This is a genomic window from Microcoleus sp. B3-A4 (assembly GCF_036705385.1).
GTDB lineage: Bacteria > Cyanobacteriota > Cyanobacteriia > Cyanobacteriales > Microcoleaceae > Microcoleus.
Genome location: NZ_JAUBUI010000010.1, coordinates 31892 through 47756 on the forward strand (window position 1 = coordinate 31892; position 15865 = coordinate 47756).

At 46.5% G+C, this 15865-nt stretch carries 11 protein-coding genes and 1 tRNA gene; 6 read left to right on the forward strand and 6 right to left on the reverse strand.

Translation table 11 applies throughout. The features are described 5' to 3' along the window. Positions 1-47: 47 nt before the first annotated feature. Entirely contained in the window at positions 48-1655 is a 1608-nt protein-coding gene (locus QUB33_RS07295) for a GmrSD restriction endonuclease domain-containing protein (protein ID WP_333349003.1), read from the forward strand. Between the two features lie 116 nt (positions 1656-1771). Here QUB33_RS07295 and QUB33_RS07300 read toward each other — a convergent pair. The 6 genes from QUB33_RS07300 to QUB33_RS07325 all read right to left on the reverse strand — a co-directional run bounded on the left by QUB33_RS07300 (position 1772) and on the right by QUB33_RS07325 (position 8609). Continuing rightward, positions 1772-1843 (reverse strand) — tRNA-Val (locus QUB33_RS07300). Between the two features lie 125 nt (positions 1844-1968). Further along, positions 1969-2181, reverse strand: coding sequence for a DUF2839 domain-containing protein (locus tag QUB33_RS07305; protein WP_333349005.1), 213 nt, complete (start codon positions 2179-2181; stop codon positions 1969-1971). A gap of 65 nt (positions 2182-2246) precedes the next feature. Then, entirely contained in the window at positions 2247-3755 is a 1509-nt protein-coding gene (locus QUB33_RS07310; RefSeq protein WP_333349007.1) for a helicase C-terminal domain-containing protein, read from the reverse strand. Between the two features lie 22 nt (positions 3756-3777). Continuing rightward, positions 3778-5307 carry a pentapeptide repeat-containing protein gene (locus QUB33_RS07315; protein ID WP_333349009.1) on the reverse strand — a complete coding sequence of 510 codons (1530 nt, stop codon included), beginning with the start codon at positions 5305-5307 and terminating at the stop codon, positions 3778-3780. 80 nt (positions 5308-5387) lie between these two features. Then, positions 5388-6950 carry a pentapeptide repeat-containing protein gene (locus QUB33_RS07320; protein ID WP_333349011.1) on the reverse strand — a complete coding sequence of 521 codons (1563 nt, stop codon included), beginning with the start codon at positions 6948-6950 and terminating at the stop codon, positions 5388-5390. Positions 6951-7046: 96 nt separating this feature from the next. Then, entirely contained in the window at positions 7047-8609 is a 1563-nt protein-coding gene (locus tag QUB33_RS07325) for a pentapeptide repeat-containing protein (RefSeq protein WP_333349013.1), read from the reverse strand. Between the two features lie 38 nt (positions 8610-8647). On the opposite strand from QUB33_RS07325, the gene QUB33_RS07330 reads away from it, so the two are divergent. The 5 genes from QUB33_RS07330 (at position 8648) to ccmS (ending at position 15793) form a co-directional block, all read left to right on the forward strand. After that, positions 8648-9487 carry a prephenate/arogenate dehydrogenase gene (locus QUB33_RS07330; RefSeq protein WP_333349015.1) on the forward strand — a complete coding sequence of 280 codons (840 nt, stop codon included), beginning with the start codon at positions 8648-8650 and terminating at the stop codon, positions 9485-9487. Between the two features lie 67 nt (positions 9488-9554). Next, on the forward strand, positions 9555-11390 hold the full coding sequence (locus QUB33_RS07335) for an APC family permease (RefSeq protein ID WP_333349017.1): 1836 nt from the start codon (positions 9555-9557) through the stop codon (positions 11388-11390). Between the two features lie 453 nt (positions 11391-11843). Continuing rightward, positions 11844-13307 carry an RtcB family protein gene (locus QUB33_RS07340; protein WP_333349019.1) on the forward strand — a complete coding sequence of 488 codons (1464 nt, stop codon included), beginning with the start codon at positions 11844-11846 and terminating at the stop codon, positions 13305-13307. 102 nt (positions 13308-13409) lie between these two features. Further along, positions 13410-15206 (forward strand): ABC transporter ATP-binding protein, encoded by a 1797-nt coding sequence (locus QUB33_RS07345; RefSeq protein ID WP_333349021.1) that lies wholly within the window; start codon positions 13410-13412, stop codon positions 15204-15206. Between the two features lie 155 nt (positions 15207-15361). Then, positions 15362-15793 carry a beta-carboxysome assembly chaperone CcmS gene (gene ccmS, locus QUB33_RS07350; protein ID WP_333344223.1) on the forward strand — a complete coding sequence of 144 codons (432 nt, stop codon included), beginning with the start codon at positions 15362-15364 and terminating at the stop codon, positions 15791-15793. The last annotated feature ends 72 nt before the right edge of the window (positions 15794-15865 follow it).

Consider the following 15865-nt stretch of genomic DNA (forward strand, 5'->3'; position numbering starts at 1 on the left):
CTAATAGATTTGGAAGTACGCTAGAAAACAAGGATAGTAACATTCTTATGCTAAGACGTCAAGACCCTAAGCCTGAGATTCTGCGAATAGAGGAATTAGTTCAACGAGTCAAAGCTGGTGATATAAAATTGCCTAAATTCCAAAGAATTTTTGTTTGGAATAGAACGGATATCTTAAATTTGTGTGATAGCGTTTATAAGGGATATCCTATCGGTAGTATTCTGCTTTGGTTCACTAATGAGAAACTAGCCAGTGAACATAAAATAGGTGATTTAGAAATTAATCAAAGAGCAGAAGAGTACCCTGTAAATTATTTACTAGATGGACAACAAAGACTTTCTACTCTTTGTGGCGCCCTTTATTGGAATGGAACAGATATAAATAGTACATGGAATATTTGCTTCGATCTGGAAAAAGAACAGTTTTTTTATCCTAAAACTTACCAAGAAGTTTGGCATTTTCCAATGAACAAATTATCAGGAACCTTTGATTTTATTAATCAATGTAGGCGTTTTGAATCACATCCTAACAAGGAAAAGTATGAAGAAAACGCACAAAGACTTTTGCAAACCATAAAAGATTACAAAATTGCGGCTGTTACTATAAAAGACATGAGTCTCAATGAAGTAGCACCGATTTTTGAGAGGATTAATAGTACGGGGCGTGCATTAACTATAGTTGATTTGATGAGAGCTGCTACTTGGAGTGGCAGCTTTGACTTGAACGATGGGATGAATGCTGTAAGAAAATCTCTTGAACCCAAAAAATTTGATGATGTTTCTGATGGTGAAATTCTTAAAAATATATCTGCCACTTCTGGATTTGGAATACTTAAAGACGATATAGATAAGCTTAGAAACCTCAAGTCATTACAACTTCAAGAGTCTGTAAAAAAATGTATCAATTCCTACAAACTAGCGGTAGATTTTCTGACATCTGAATTACCGTTAGCCTCTAATGCTTATGTTCCTTATAACTTACAGCTAACTTTGTTAGTGGAATTTTTTGGTATTTGCCCAAATCCTACACTTAATCAAAGAAATGTTTTGAAGAGATGGTTTTGGCATACATCTTTTAGTAGTTATTTTAGATCTTCTAACTATAGTTTAGTTAGAGGAGCGTTAAATCAAATCAGAAAATTTGCTGAAGGTGAAATTCAATTTTTAGAAATAGATCAACCAATCAACTATAAAGCTATTTTTTCTGAACCCTTTACCTTAAAGAAGGCATCCAGTAAAACTTTTGCACTTTTACTGGCTAGCAACAAACCCAAAAGCTTACTCGATGGTTCATCTATTGATATTTATAAAGCATTGGCTGTTACAAATAAGTATGAATACCATCATATATTTCCTATAAATTTCTTAAAGAGACTTAATGAACCGTCGGAGCGTATTAATATGCATACCAACATTTGTATGCTCAGCTTAGACAACAATAGAAAAATTTCTGACTCTAAACCTTCGAAGTATTTCCATCCGCTAAAGACAAGTTTGGGTTCTGATTTAGATGAGGTTTTAGCTAGTAATTTTATAAGTACAGAGGCTTATGAGGCATGCTTACATGATGACTACAATAAATTTATAGAATTAAGACTTGAACTTTTAATTAACACTATCAAAAATTTAGTAGGAAAATCAGTTGAACCATTGTAGCGGAAACACATAGAAGTCAATGTCTTTACCCCCTATGACAACAAGTATGGGATAGCATGGAATTCTAGGTCAGACGAAAAACATTAAGCCCTTAAGGGATCAGAAAATAATTTAAATGGGCAATACAGGATTTGAACCTGTGACCCCTTCCGTGTGAAGGAAGTGCGCTACCACTGTGCTAATTGCCCGCAGATAATTAAGATACCATACCAAGTCCAAATTCGCAACTAAATTTTTCCTAAAAAATCAGCCGCTGGTTTCCGAGTGTAACTCGACACAATGCCAAGAATACAGGCATTTGTCGAGTCTGGCATCAGTTAACCTGCCACCACCCCGCCGCTGGGCCGACAAACCGCACTACAATCCACCAAGCCGCCAAAAGGCCAATCCCGATCCAGCTTCCCCGACTTGTCCACTTCACAAAATCTTGGCTTTGGGTTTTCGTGATTGGCAGCCAGGGAACGATGCGTTCTTCTTTACCGTATTCGTCGCCGATCGACTCTTTGCGACGCTTAGATTCACCCATAATCTTTGTCTACTAAATTAGATTTCAACTGGATACCTAACAAAATTATACGCCAACAGGTCATCTCAAGCCTGCGTCAGCCAAGTCGTATCCAAATAATCAATCCTCGCAAAAGGACTCAAAGCCGCTAAAACCTGCTGTCCATAACTGCGGTGAATCACCCTGCTGTCGAAAATCGCCACAACCCCTTGACGTTCTCGCACCGGCGCGATCGCCCGCTGCAATTCATTCAGCGCCGCCGGCAGCAAATACAACCGAAACCAATCCTTGCGCCGTTCTTTATAATAAGCCACACGCGCCGTCACCAAAGGATTCTCCAAAGAAGGTAGCGGCAAAGTTGCGATCGCCAGCAAGTGAGGCGCCCTCAATTCCCCCTGATGTTCCCGCCAAAACTCCCACCCCGTCACCAAAATCGCATTCTCGCCCACATCAGTCTTTTCTACCTGCACGCGAGAACCGAACTCAGAAGCCAAAATCGCCGCCAGCCTTGCCTTCAGCGGTACATCACCAACAATCAGCACAGTTAAACCCGCCACCGACGCGCTCATCAACAGCAAAGTCCGAATTTCTTCTATTAAAACACCCTGAAATTCCGGCGTATTTGGCAGCGGCAGCCAGTTGGGAATGTACAGTTGAATTAATTCGCTTTGTCGATCGGGCGAAAACTTAACGCTCGTCAATTCTGGAAGCCCCAACATTTCCCGGAAGATCGGAGCCTTCGGTTCCACATCCACCGCCCCCCCAATCAACACCACAGGCTGACAATCCCAAATTTTGCTCAAAACCTCAGCCACCTGCACCGGCGCGCAGTACAGAGAAAATGACCCAGCCTCCCGATGAATTTCCGCCCACCGCAGTTTTCCGTTTGTTTCCCACCGCTGCCAAAAATTGCTCCAAGCAGCCGGAATTAGGGGGTTTGGCTCGATCGTTTCAAACAGCCCCTGCAAAATATTTTGCTCTGCGGTTTCCAGCAAATAGCACTCCTCTGGTTTCGCCGGATGCTTAAAGAAAGCCCGCGTTAGCATTACCCGCCCTTGGAGGATTGCATCGGCTTCCAAAGGCTGAGATTGCATTAAATCATTCCAATCAGCCGGTTGCAAACCTGCCGTCAATTGCTGGCGCGTCCAAACTTCCAAGTCATCCACACCGTCAATAATTGTCGGAATATTCCTGTGAAGTTCCGAATTCCCCGCAAAGCGAGCCGCCAGCCAAGACTCTGGATCGGCTAGCATCAATCCTCGCCCAGTGGCATTATCGGAATAAGTCTCGATCGACCCCTCTGTTTGCAGCCACTCTTGCAAACGCGGAATTTCCACGGCTCTCAAATGCTCGATCAGCGGTGTCGGCGCCACTAAAATCACAGGCTCGGGCCACATCAAAATCGGCATCAAATAACTGACTCGATACCGCTGTTGGTAAGCTCCAGCAGGAAGCCCTGTTTGGATCAGAGCGCTGCGCCCCAAGCGCAAAGCCCGCGCCACGAGCCGCGCCATCGTTAAATGGTGGGGCCAGTGCGGCTCGGAGTGCGATCGCAGGAAGCGGAGCAATGAGTTGTGGACTTCTACCTCAATCAATCGGTTTTAAAATTGACATTTCTCACTCAACATAATCAAAACTGGCCAGAAAATCAACTACTTTTTGACCGAGAGGCAAACTGAATTTACTGTCCTGATGAGTTGCACCTCCCTTCCCAAAATTCCCGTGAGAATTCACCATCAAACTCTCCTGTCCCGAACTAATTAAAATAGTTTGGGTCGGTGACTCAAAAAACTTTGTAGGCTGACTAACCCGTGATATATTAGAGACAAAATTTATCAACTCATTTAATTTATTTGTAGCTGTACTCAATGCTTTACGCAACTGCACTATTCGTTTCTCTTCCAAATTTTGACTTTCGATATTTTTGCCGATAACCATAATATTTCTCTGAGTTTGTACAGCATCCTTAAAAGGAAGAATCGCTAAAAAAGCTGCTGGCAATAAATGCTCATCGCTCTCAAATCTAAAAGTTAGAGTTGTGCGGCGGTAGCCGACTTCAATATTAGGAGGAAAATTCATTGCCCGGTAATGCCGAGCTATTTCGCTGTAAACTGTTGCTAAAGTGCTGTTTGCTGAGTAGTCTAAAAGTGCGTCAACCACAATTTGCACTAACCCAGGCGTGTGATTTAAAAATTTTCTCGATTCTGACGGCGAATTAAATTGTTGAATCTGAGTGCGATCGCCTGCGGGGCTGAGGTCAACCCACTGGCAAGTAATATCCTCTGCGATGATGCCACATCGAGGAACCAAATACAGTTTTGCTCCTGTTAAAGTTGCTCCCCTCAAATCAGCGCCCACCCAATCTGCATTAATCAAATTGGTTTCTGTCAAATCAGCGTGAACGAAACTAGCACTTCCTAAATTAGTATTTCTTAAATCTGCTCCGTTAAGGTTAGCTCCGCTCAATTTAGCAAAGCTCAGATCGGCGCCGTTGAGGTTAGCTCCCGTTAAATCCGCCCATTTGAGGTTAGCTCCTCTCAAATTTGCACTGCTGAGATTCACCCGTTGCAAGGAAGCTTGCCTCATATCAGCATTGCTCAAATTGACGCCGCTAAGTTCTGCTTTAGTCAAATCTGCGCCGTGTAAGTTAGCTTCTTGAAAGTTAGCTGAAGCAGCCGAAGCACCTCTGAGATTTGCACCGGAAAGATTAGCACCGCACAGGTTAGCTTCCGTCAGTTTTACCTCTCTTAAATCTGCTTCAGTCAGGTTTGCGCCGCTGAAGTTAGTTTTGCTGAGTTCGCAGCGGACTAATTCGCTTCTAATCAGGGATGCTCGGATTAATTGAGCTGCACTTAAATCGGCTCTCACTAAGTTTGCTACGTTGATAGTAGCCCCGTTTAAGATTGCCCGCGAAAGATTAGTGCTACTGAGTCTCGCCACATTCAGGTTAGCTTCGCTCAAGTTAGCTTCGCTCAAGTTAGCGCCGCTCAGGTTGGTGACAAATAAGCTAGCCCGCCTTAAAATTGATTGGCTGAGGTTGATGCGGCTGAGATTTGCTTCATTCAGGTTGATTCCTGTGAAATCTCTGTCACCTTCTGTGTATCTCTTGACGAGTGCAAATCGTTTGAGCAGTTCTTCAGCTTGCATTTTTTTTACTTGAATGAAATGGCAATTTTCTAACTTTTATATGGCATGAATAGAAATGATATCAAATTAATTTATAGTATTTACTCACCGAGCTGATAAAAGCTTTTGACAAACTCAATGACCGTATTTAGCGGCGGCGTGGTAAATCTTTGGGCTTTAATTGCAGGACTGATAGACGTTTTGTTGACTCCGGGCAAATTTGTCAAGTTTCTACCAAAATCTGGGTGATAGTGAATCATCAAAGTTTCGGCGCTGGAGTTAGCCAGTACAGTTTGGGTAGGCGATTGGAAAAAACTTGACATCGGTTCGCGATCGAGGCGAATCGGCTGAAGTTTCATTTCCCCTATTTTTCTCATTGCTTTGGTCAGGGCTACGTTTAATTGCACTACCATATTTGAGACTCGGACGCCCAGATTATTACCACTTTGGGGTTGAATCATCTTGATCAGAGTAATCAAATTTTTCTGAGTAAATGCTGCATCACTAAAGGGAATAATCGCAACGAAAGCTGTGGGAAATAGTTCCTCGTCCTGCTCTATTTTAAATGATATGATTGTGCGTCTGGAATTAACTTCGATACTGGGAGGATGGCTCAAACCAGGGTATTGACGGGCAATTTGGCGGTAGGTAGCTGCAAGGACAAAGTTAGCATCGGGGTCGAGGGGTCGATCGACAATAATTTGAACTGTCGGCGGTGTAGCATTGAAAAACCTTTGAGATTCTTCTGGGGTAAAGCGCTGAATGTGGCTGCGATCGCCGTTAGGACTGAGGTCAACCCAATCGCAGGTAATGTCATCTGCTTTGACATCAAACCTAGACACCGCGTAAATTTTTGCCCCCGTCAGAGCCGCCCCCGTCAAATCTGCGCCCACCCAATCAGCGTGAATCAAATTCGCTTGAGTCAAATCCGCGTGTACCAGAGTAGCGTTCAACAGGTTGACATTGCTCAAATTTGCCCCGTACAAGTTGGCACCGCTCAATCTCGCTTCATCGAGGTCAGCACCGCTCAGGTTCGCTCCGCTGAGGTCACCCCACCGGAGATTAGCGCCTCGCAAGTCAGCGCCACTGAGGTTTGCCTGAGACAGATTAGCTTGTCTGAGTTCGGCATTGCAGAGGTTGACTCCTCGCAAGTCTGCCCTGCTGAGGTCGGCTCTGTGCAAGTTGGCCCGTTCCAAGTTGGCCGCTATTAGGGAAGCGCCTCTCAGGTGAGCCCCGCTGAGGTCGGCTTGCTCTAGATTGGCTTCTCTGAGGGTTGCTTCTCTCAAATCTGCTTCGCTGAGATTTGCACCGGTCAAGTTGGCACTGCTGAGGTCGGCTCGGATCAGTTCGGATCTGATCATTGTAGCTTCGACGAGTTGGGCTTCTCTGAGGTCGGCTCGAATCAAGTTTGCCACGTTGAGGATAGCGCCGCTGAGGTTGGCTTTGTAGAGATTGGCACCGCTGAGTCTGGCAACATTGAGTTTGGCTTTTCTCATGTTGGCGTTTGACAAATTGGTGCCGCTCATGTTAGTCAGGCTCAAGATTGCCTCACTGAAATTAGCCCCGCTGAGATCGATCCTGCTGAGATTTGCCTCGCAAAGCAGGATAGCAGTAAAGTCTCTTTCTCCTGCGGCATATTTGGTGATGAGTTCTTGGGCATCCATGCTTTTCAATTTCCCTGATGTGTTAGCTAGAACAAAGCTTTGTTGCGCCAACCTTTAAACTAGAATAAGCATTTTTTGTAACTTGATGCAATATACCTAGACATCTATATTGTGGAAGCCTTTTATGAAATCCAAAATGCTAGTGATATTAGCTTGACCTAATTTTGTGCTTTCGGCTAACTTACCCGAGGTTGAGTTGCTCGGATCGTATTTTTTAATCAGGCGCTTGCCGAAGCCTGGGTGGTGATATACGCTGAGTCTTTGGTCGCGCGAATTAATTAAGATCATCTGTGTAGGAATCTGAAAAAAATTGATGCTTTCGCCGATTTTTGGAAAAGAACTGGAAATTTTGATTTGGTCTACTTTGCTAATAGCTTGGTTGAGAGCTTTGCTGCATAACTGGACGTGTTTAGATTCTTTGACGTTAAGTTTGCCTGCATCGTGAGATTGAATCATTTTCATCAAAGCGATCAGGTTTTTTTGAGTGATGGCGGCGTCGTTAAAAGGAATGATGGCAACGTAAGCGGTGGCAAATAATTTATCGTCGCTGTCCATTTTAAAGGCGAGTACGGTGCGCCTGGAGCTGACTTCGATCGTGGGAGGCTGACTTAAACTCGGGTATTGTTGGGCAATTTGGTAATAAGTTGCTGCTAGGGCAAAATGAGCGCCTTGGTCTAAGGGCGAGTCAATCACAATCCGAACTGTGGGCAAGGTTTCGTGAAAAAATTCGTGGGTTCCTCCGGAGTTCAACCAGTAAATTTGACTGTGGTCGCCGTTGGGGCTCAGATCGACCCACTTGCAGGTCATGCCTTCGGTTTTGATGCCGAGCCGCGAAACTGCGTGGAGTTTTGCTCCGGTTAAGGTGGCTCCGGTTAAGTCGGCTCCAATCCAGTCGGCGCGGATCAGATAGGCATTTGTCAGGTCGGCGTGAACTAAACTGGCATTTGACAGGTCGGCGTGACAGAGGTCGGCTCGGCTGAGGTCGGCACCGCTCAATTTGGCTTCGCTCAGGTCGGCCCAGCGGAGATTGCAGCCGCTGAGGATTGCCCAGCGCAAATTGACGCCGCTGAGGTCGGCGCCGCTGAGTACGGCTTGAGTGAGGTTGGCTTGTCTCAGTTCTGTGCCTCGCAAGTCTGCGCCGCTGAGGTCGGCTCGGCTGAGGTCGGCGCCTTGGAGGTTGGCTTGTTCGAGGTTGGCTTCTGTCAAGCACGCGCCACTGAGATGAGCGCCTCGAAGGTTGGCTTGAGCGAGGTTGGCTCCTCGAAGGGTAGCTTCGGTGAGGGTGGCACCGCTGAGGTTTGCGCCGCTGAGGTTTGCGCCGCTGAGTTCGGCTCGAATGAGTTCGGCTCTGATCAGTTTCGCTCCTATCAGTATGGCTTTTTTGAGGTCAACTCGCACTAGGTAAGCGACGTTGAGGTCGGCGTCTGTGAGGTCGGCGCCGCCTAGATGGGCGCCACTGAGTCTGGCAATGTTGAGTTTGGCACCTGTGAGGTTGGTTTTGCTGAGGTTGGCTCCGCTCAGGTTTGCTACACTCAGATTCGCACCCTTGAGGTTGGCTCCGCTCAAGTTGACGCCGCTGAGGTTGGCCTCAGTCAGGTTGATTCCGGCAAAATCTCTTTCTCCGGCGGCATATTTTTTCAGGAGTTCCTCGACTGTCATGGGGGCGGCACCGTATCAAATATCCCCATTTTATTGCTATGAATATCGGTATTGTAGGACTGGGTTTAATTGGCGGCTCGATCGGGCTGGATTTGCGAGCGCGCGGGTTTAATGTTTTTGGCGTTTCGAGTCGGCAGCAGACTTGCTCTCGGGCGCAAGCTCGCGGTGTTGTCAATGAAGCCAGCATACACCTGTCTCTCATGGCAGCAGCCGATGTAGTTTTTATTTGCACGCCGCTGGGGTCGATCGAGCCGATCGTCCGAGAGTTGGTGCCCTATCTTTCCCCTGATACTATTGTAACGGATGTCGGTTCTGTAAAAACACCCATAGTGCAGGCTGTGTCTCCTCTGTGGCCTAATTTTGTGGGGGGACACCCGATGGCGGGGACTGCTGAAAGCGGGATTGAGGCGGCGGTGCCGGATTTGTTTGTGGGCCGGCCTTATGTGGTGACGCCGCAGGCTCAGACGCCGGCGCTTGCGGTGGATAAGGTTGAGGAAATTGCGCGGTTGCTGGGTGCTAAAGTTTACCGATGTGAACCCGAAGAGCACGATCGAGCTGTGGCTTGGATTTCTCATTTGCCGCTCATGGCGAGCGCGACGCTGGTTGCTGCGTGCGATCGAGAGGGCGATCGGGATATTGTTAATTTAGCCCAACATTTGGCGAGTTCGGGTTTTCGGGATACGAGCCGGGTCGGGGGCGGCAATCCCGAGCTGGGAGTGATGGTGGCAAAGTACAATCGAGAGGAATTGTTGCGATCGCTCTCCATTTACCGCGACAGTCTCGATGAGTTCATCAGCGATATCGAAGCCGAAAATTGGCAAGCTCTCGAACACAAGCTGAAGCTGACTCAACAAGCGAGACAGAATTACAAATTGTGAGCCAAAAATTACTTAAAACGGTTCCCGCCTAGATTATGATTTGTGGACGCCTATATATTGAGTTTCAATGTACACTTATTCTCGGCTCAAGCGATTTTTACTGGGTGAATCTCTCCCCACCAGTGCATCTATTCACGAACGCCTGAGCAACGCTGCAGGACTAGCTGTTCTGGCTTCCGATGCACTTTCGTCTGTTGCCTACGCTACTCAAGAAACTCTGCTCGTGCTATTACTAGCGGGGAGTAGCAGTTTGAGTTTATCGCTGCCTATTTCTGGAATTATTATTTTACTGTTGGCGATCGTGGCGCTGTCTTACCGACAGACAATTAAAGCCTACCCCAACGGCGGTGGCGCTTACATTGTAGCGCGAGAAAACTTGGGTATTTATCCTGGTTTGGTCGCAGCGGCTTCGTTGATGATTGACTACATTTTAACTGTAACAGTCAGTATTTCGGCTGGGGTGGCAGCCTTGACTTCAGCATTTCCCGGACTGGAACCCTATAGAGTGGAACTGTGCTTATTTTTTATTGTCTTAGTCATGTTTGCCAATCTCAGGGGCGTGCGAGAATCTGGCAATATATTTATGGTTCCTACCTATGCGTTTATCGTCGTAATTTTTATCTTGATTGGCACGGGTTTATATCAACAGGCAACTGGTCACGTTTTGCCGACATTAGAAAATATTCCGGCTAAGGAACCTTTGGGATTATTTCTGCTGGCGCGCGCCTTTGCGGCGGGCTGTACGGCCCTGACAGGAGTTGAAGCCATATCAGACGGTGTGCTGGCTTTTAAGCCTCCTGAATGGAAAAATGCGAGCCTGACTTTGACCTATATGGCGGTCATTCTGGGAGCGATGTTTGTGGGAATTAGTTATTTGGGTAATATTTATCATGTGATTCCTAGCGAACATGAAACGCTCCTTTCTGTGTTGGGAAAACAGATTTTTGGTGTCGGTATATTTTATTACTATTTGCAGGCAGCAACTCTGTTGATTTTGCTGTTGGCTGCCAATACGAGTTATGCGGATTTTCCGCGACTTTGTTATTTTTTGGCGCGGGACGGGTTTTTGCCGAGGCAATTGTCGCTGTTGGGCGATCGACTGGTTTATTCTAATGGCATTAATCTGCTAAGCTTCTGCGCTGCTCTTTTAATTATCATCTTTCGAGGCAATACGAGCGCGGTGCTTCCCCTGTATGCGGTTGGAGTTTTCACTTCTTTTACTCTCTCCCAATCTGGAATGGTAGTTCACTGGTTTAAGGAACGAGGTAAAGGTTGGCAAGTTAGTGCTGTGATGAACGGTGTTGGTGCAGTGGCAACAACGGGAGTTTTGGCTGTAATTCTCGCTACAAAATTCCTTTTGGGAGCTTGGGTTGTCGTAGTAACTATTCCGATCGTAGTCAGTCTATTTTTAGCTATTCGCCGACACTATCGGTATGTAACGGCTCGCTTGAGCATTCAGGGAATAGAACCGAGGTCTTATCTTCCCAGACCTAGAGTTAAGACGGTAACACATCCGGCAGTGGTGTTAGTCGGGCAGTTGCACCGGGGAACTTTCGAGGCCCTTGATTACGCGCGTTTAATTGCTGATGAAGTTGTGGCAGTTCACGTGGATATTGGTTTGACCGATCGAGAAAAATTACAATTAGCTTGGAAAGATTTGCAGTCAGACATTCCTTTGGAAATTCTGGAATCTCCTTACCGTTCTGTTGGTGAGGCTTTGACTCACTTTTTGACTTTGTTTGAAGAGCAGCGACCGGGAGTATATTTAACGCTGATCATTCCGGCTTTTGTGACGCGAAATTGGTGGGAGGGACTGCTGCACAATCAAACTGCTTTCTTTTTGAAAGCGGCTTTGCGGGCTAAAAAAAGTCGGGTTGTAACAACGGTTAGGTATTTTCTTTAAGTAGGGATGGGCAACCACGGGCGATTGCCCCTACTTCCTCGCAATGAAGACTGGAATGCGGTCGGACGCGCTGGCAAAAGAAACCGGGTTTCTTCGCAAATTCTTTGGTTTGGATGCGATTTTTCGAGGCAGAAACCGGGTTTCTGACACCGCTTGGTAAATCATATATAGCAATCCTAAATGAGTCGTAAATTTTTTACCCCACCCCAGCCCTCCCCTTAGTAAGGGGAGGGAGTAAGAAATTCACAAATGATTTAGGAGCGCTATATATTTATTAAAAAATCACTGAAAGGGTTGACATATCAAAAATGATATGTTAGAAGTTGAGTCATTAGAAAAGTTGCCTTTCAACTTATCTTGAAAAAGATTGCGGCTGCTGAACCCAAGTCTTTTGTTCCATAAAAAATCTCTTCAACTTTTGGGGGTTGCTATACAACCCGCATCAGACTATTTATGCAGCAGCCAAAAAACTTGAACAGGCTTTTGCGAGCTTTGTCTCGGCAAGGTCTTGATGTTAGTTACGACAATAAAGTCTACTCGATTTGTCTCAATAGTTCTCTGAAAGAACACTGGCAAGATGCCAGTGCCACAACAGCAGAAGTTTTGCTCCCAGAGGATTTTCCTGTGGAAGCAAAGGCGCTCAAACAGTTAGCAAATTTGGCGAATGTTCGACACCCTCAAGGCGGCTGCGTTTGCCGCGCGATCGCTACTCCTGACTTCCATCCGGGGGATGCGGGGGTGGCGATCGGCTCGATCGTCCAAACAGCAGGAATGGTGATTCCGGCGGCTCTCGGTTCCGATATTAACTGCGGGATGCGGTTACACGTTGCGGATTTGTCGATCGAACAATTCCTCAGTCAGCGCGATCGATTTGTAGAATTGCTCAAAGGCGATTATTTCTTCGGTACTCGCGATGTCAGCATGACTGGAAAAACTGCTCGCGCGATGTTCCAACACGGGATTCCCGGATGGCTGGATGCTATGCCAGACGAGGCAACCGGCAGCGCGGCTAATTCGGATTTCGAGCAGTTGGCCACAGAGTGCGATCGCACTTTCCTCGGCGGTTCCATGAATGGCGATGTCAGATGGGCTCCCGAAGAATTAGTCCCAAATGACGGCTTAGTCAGGGATGGCGGGTTAGCTACCATCGGTGGTGGCAATCACTTTGTCGAAATCCAAGTGGTTGAGGAAGTTGTGGACAAGGCTACGGCTTATGCTTGGGGAGTTCGATCGGGACAAATCGCTTTCATGATTCATTCGGGTTCGCGGAATGTCGGCAAATACATCGGCGGAATGTGGCGCGATCGAGCTTGCGACGCCTGGCCGAAAACTCTGAAACATCCTGAATCCAGGCTTTTCCCGCTGTCTGTGGCAGCAAATCCCGAACTTGTGAGCAGCTACCTGCAAGCGGAAGCAACCGCCGCTAACTACGGTTTTATCAACCGTTTGCTGCTAGCAGAACTTCTGCGCTGGCGTTTGCGACAAGTTTTCGGGGATGTCGAAGCTCCCTTAGTATACGATTTGCCTCACAATATCACTTTAGGTGAAGGTGCCGGCTGGGTAACGCGCAAAGGCGCTTGTCCCGCACATTCCGGTCAGCCTGTAATTGTACCGGGTTCGATGGGCGCGCCGTCTTATTTGCTGGTTGGGAAGGGGAACGATCGATTTTTGCGATCGGCTTCTCATGGTGCAGGAAGGGCGCGATCGCGCTTCGATATGAGTCGCAAAGGTGCTGACAAAACTGACTCCGCTTTGGGATTAACCGGCGTAGATTGCATTACCTGGCGCGAAGAACGCAGAATCGAAGAAGCACCGGCCGCTTACAAGCCAATTCAACCAGTAATTGACGTTCAGGTTGAGGCGCAAATAGTTGGTGTAGTCGCTAAAATGAAGCCAGTGTTAACGTTTAAAGCCTAGGAACGGGGCATTTGAGAATTAAAAATTAAACAAGGGTAAGGTGCGCGCGGAGCACCCTACTAATTTTTAATTCTCGTCCCTATTTCCGATGCCCCATGCCCTATGAATGATTCTCAAGCATCACCAAATCCATCAAAACCTGTCCATCCCCTAAAGCGGCTGCTGAAGTACGGGCGTCGCTACCGCCTGAAAGCTTGGCTGGCAAGTATCTGTTCGCTGCTGAATAAATTCTTTGATTTAGCGCCACCAGCATTAATTGGTATTGCCGTTGATGTGGTGGTGAAACAGCAAGATTCTATCCTCGCTCAGTGGGGCATAAAAGATGTCTTTTGGCAACTAGCCATTATCACTTTTTTGAGCGCGATTATTTGGACGTTGGAATCTCTTTTTGAATATGCCTATGATTATTTGTGGCGCAATTTGGCTCAGGATATTGAACACGATTTGCGTCTGGAAGCTTACAGCCATTTGCAGGAATTAGAATTAGCTTATTTTGAAGAACGCAGCACGGGCGGTTTGATTTCTATTCTCAATGATGATATCAATCAACTCGAACGTTTTTTGGACGACGGCGCTAATGAGATAATTCAGGTAATGACAACGGTTGTTGTGATTGGTGCAGCTTTTTTTGCTGCATCTCCTCTTGTTGCTGGGCTGTCAATGCTGCCGATACCTTTTATTATTTGGGGCTCGATCGCCTTTCAAAATCGCCTCGCTCCTCTCTATGCTGATGTGCGGGAAAAGGTGAGTTTTCTGAACGGGCAACTGTCGAATAATTTGATGGGAATTACTACTATTAAAAGTTTTACTTCGGAAGATTATGAAATTCAGCGCATCGAAGCACAAAGTCAAGCTTACCGCGAAAGCAACCGACGGGCGATCGTACTTTCGGCAGCTTTTATTCCGCTGATTCGGGTTGTGATTTTCTTGGGGTTTATTGCAACACTATTTTTGGGGGGTTTGGAGGTTGTGGCGGGCCGGTTGTCTGTGGGAACTTACAGCGTTTTGGTGTTTTTGACCCAGCGGTTGCTGTGGCCGCTGACTCGCCTGGGAGATACTCTGGATCAATACCAGCGCGCAATGGCTTCTACTAATCGGGTGATGAATTTGTTGGATACTCCGATCGCAATTCACACGGGTGATATTCGGCGGCCGGTTAGTTCGATTAAGGGTGAGTTGGAATTTAAAAATGTTACCTTTTCTTATAATCAAAGAAAACCGATTTTGCAGTATTTTTCTTTGACTCTGCCGGCGGGAAAAACTACTGCGATTGTTGGGGCTACTGGTTCAGGCAAAAGTACGTTGGTGAAGCTAATATTGAGGCTGTACGAGGTACAGCATGGCAATATTTATCTCGACGGTATAGAATTAAATAACCTGAATTTAAAAGATTTGCGGAGAGCGATCGGATTGGTGAGTCAAGATGTGTTTTTGTTTCACGGTACGGTGGCAGAAAATATTGCTTACGGCAGTTTTGAGGCAAGCAATCGAGAGATAGTAAATGCTGCGAAAATTGCGGAGGCGCACGAGTTTATCGCGCAATTGCCGGACGGTTACAACACTATTGTAGGGGAACGCGGTCAAAAATTGTCGGGGGGTCAGCGGCAGCGAATTGCAATTGCGAGGGCTGTTTTGAAGAATCCGCCGATTTTGATTCTTGACGAAGCTACTTCAGCGGTGGATAACGAGACTGAGGCGGCAATTCAGCGATCGCTCGAACGGATTACCAAGAATCGCACTACAATTGCGATCGCCCACCGTCTTTCTACTGTCCGCAATGCCGATTGCATTTGTGTCATGGAAGAGGGGCTGGTGGTAGAATCGGGGCAGCACGAACAACTGATCGAACAGGACGGAATTTATGCGGCGCTCTGGCGCGTGCAATCTGGTATAAGATAGAAACGCAGCGGTTTTGGGTAATTGGGAATTGCTAATTTGTAATTGGGGATGGGCCATTGGGCATGGGTAACTAATGACAACTGCCAACTGCCAACTGCCAAGTGACTACTGACTGCTGACTGTAAAATATTAGTTTATACAAACAAGAAGAGAAAATGTTTTTATTTGATAGCCCTGAGTCCAAACCCAACGAAAATAGCTGGAGCCGCAAGTTAGATAAATTTGTGAAAGCTAATCAAAATGAATTGGCTGCTTTGGCTTGGGGACTATTTCTGGAAAGGGGAGAGGAAAGCGAGGAGATTTTAGCAATTGATATTGCAGAAACTGCGCGTTTTGTGTATTGTAAGAAAGAGGCGGTTGAGGAGTTGAACCGTCAAGTTAAAAGTCATATTCAGGAAGTTGTAGGTGTGTTGAACGCTCACAAGCCTGAGAAGGAAGTGGCGATTTTGGCGATCGGGGAAGGTCAAATTAAGTTGATTCTTTTTGAACCTAAGCCTGAGCCTCCTGTTTGTTTTGAGGAAGCTGCAACAGATGTTGATACATTGTTGGCTAAGCTGGAACAGCAAATGGTTGAATATATGAAATAGAAGTAATATCAAATCCGGTGGTATCGGAATTGATATTACCTACAGTCAGGAGACGACGCCGTGCGGTTTTCC

Coding starts and splice junctions, on each gene's coding strand:
- QUB33_RS07345 (WP_333349021.1), top strand. CDS start 13,410: ATGAATGATTCTCAAGCATCACCAAATCCATCAAAACCTGTCCATCCC.
- QUB33_RS07315 (WP_333349009.1), bottom strand. CDS start 5,307: ATGCAAGCTGAAGAACTGCTCAAACGATTTGCACTCGTCAAGAGATAC.
- ccmS (WP_333344223.1), top strand. CDS start 15,362: ATGTTTTTATTTGATAGCCCTGAGTCCAAACCCAACGAAAATAGCTGG.
- QUB33_RS07330 (WP_333349015.1), top strand. CDS start 8,648: ATGAATATCGGTATTGTAGGACTGGGTTTAATTGGCGGCTCGATCGGG.
- QUB33_RS07295 (WP_333349003.1), top strand. CDS start 48: ATGCTAAGACGTCAAGACCCTAAGCCTGAGATTCTGCGAATAGAGGAA.
- QUB33_RS07340 (WP_333349019.1), top strand. CDS start 11,844: ATGCAGCAGCCAAAAAACTTGAACAGGCTTTTGCGAGCTTTGTCTCGG.
- QUB33_RS07320 (WP_333349011.1), bottom strand. CDS start 6,950: ATGGATGCCCAAGAACTCATCACCAAATATGCCGCAGGAGAAAGAGAC.
- QUB33_RS07325 (WP_333349013.1), bottom strand. CDS start 8,609: ATGACAGTCGAGGAACTCCTGAAAAAATATGCCGCCGGAGAAAGAGAT.
- QUB33_RS07335 (WP_333349017.1), top strand. CDS start 9,555: ATGTACACTTATTCTCGGCTCAAGCGATTTTTACTGGGTGAATCTCTC.
- QUB33_RS07305 (WP_333349005.1), bottom strand. CDS start 2,181: ATGGGTGAATCTAAGCGTCGCAAAGAGTCGATCGGCGACGAATACGGT.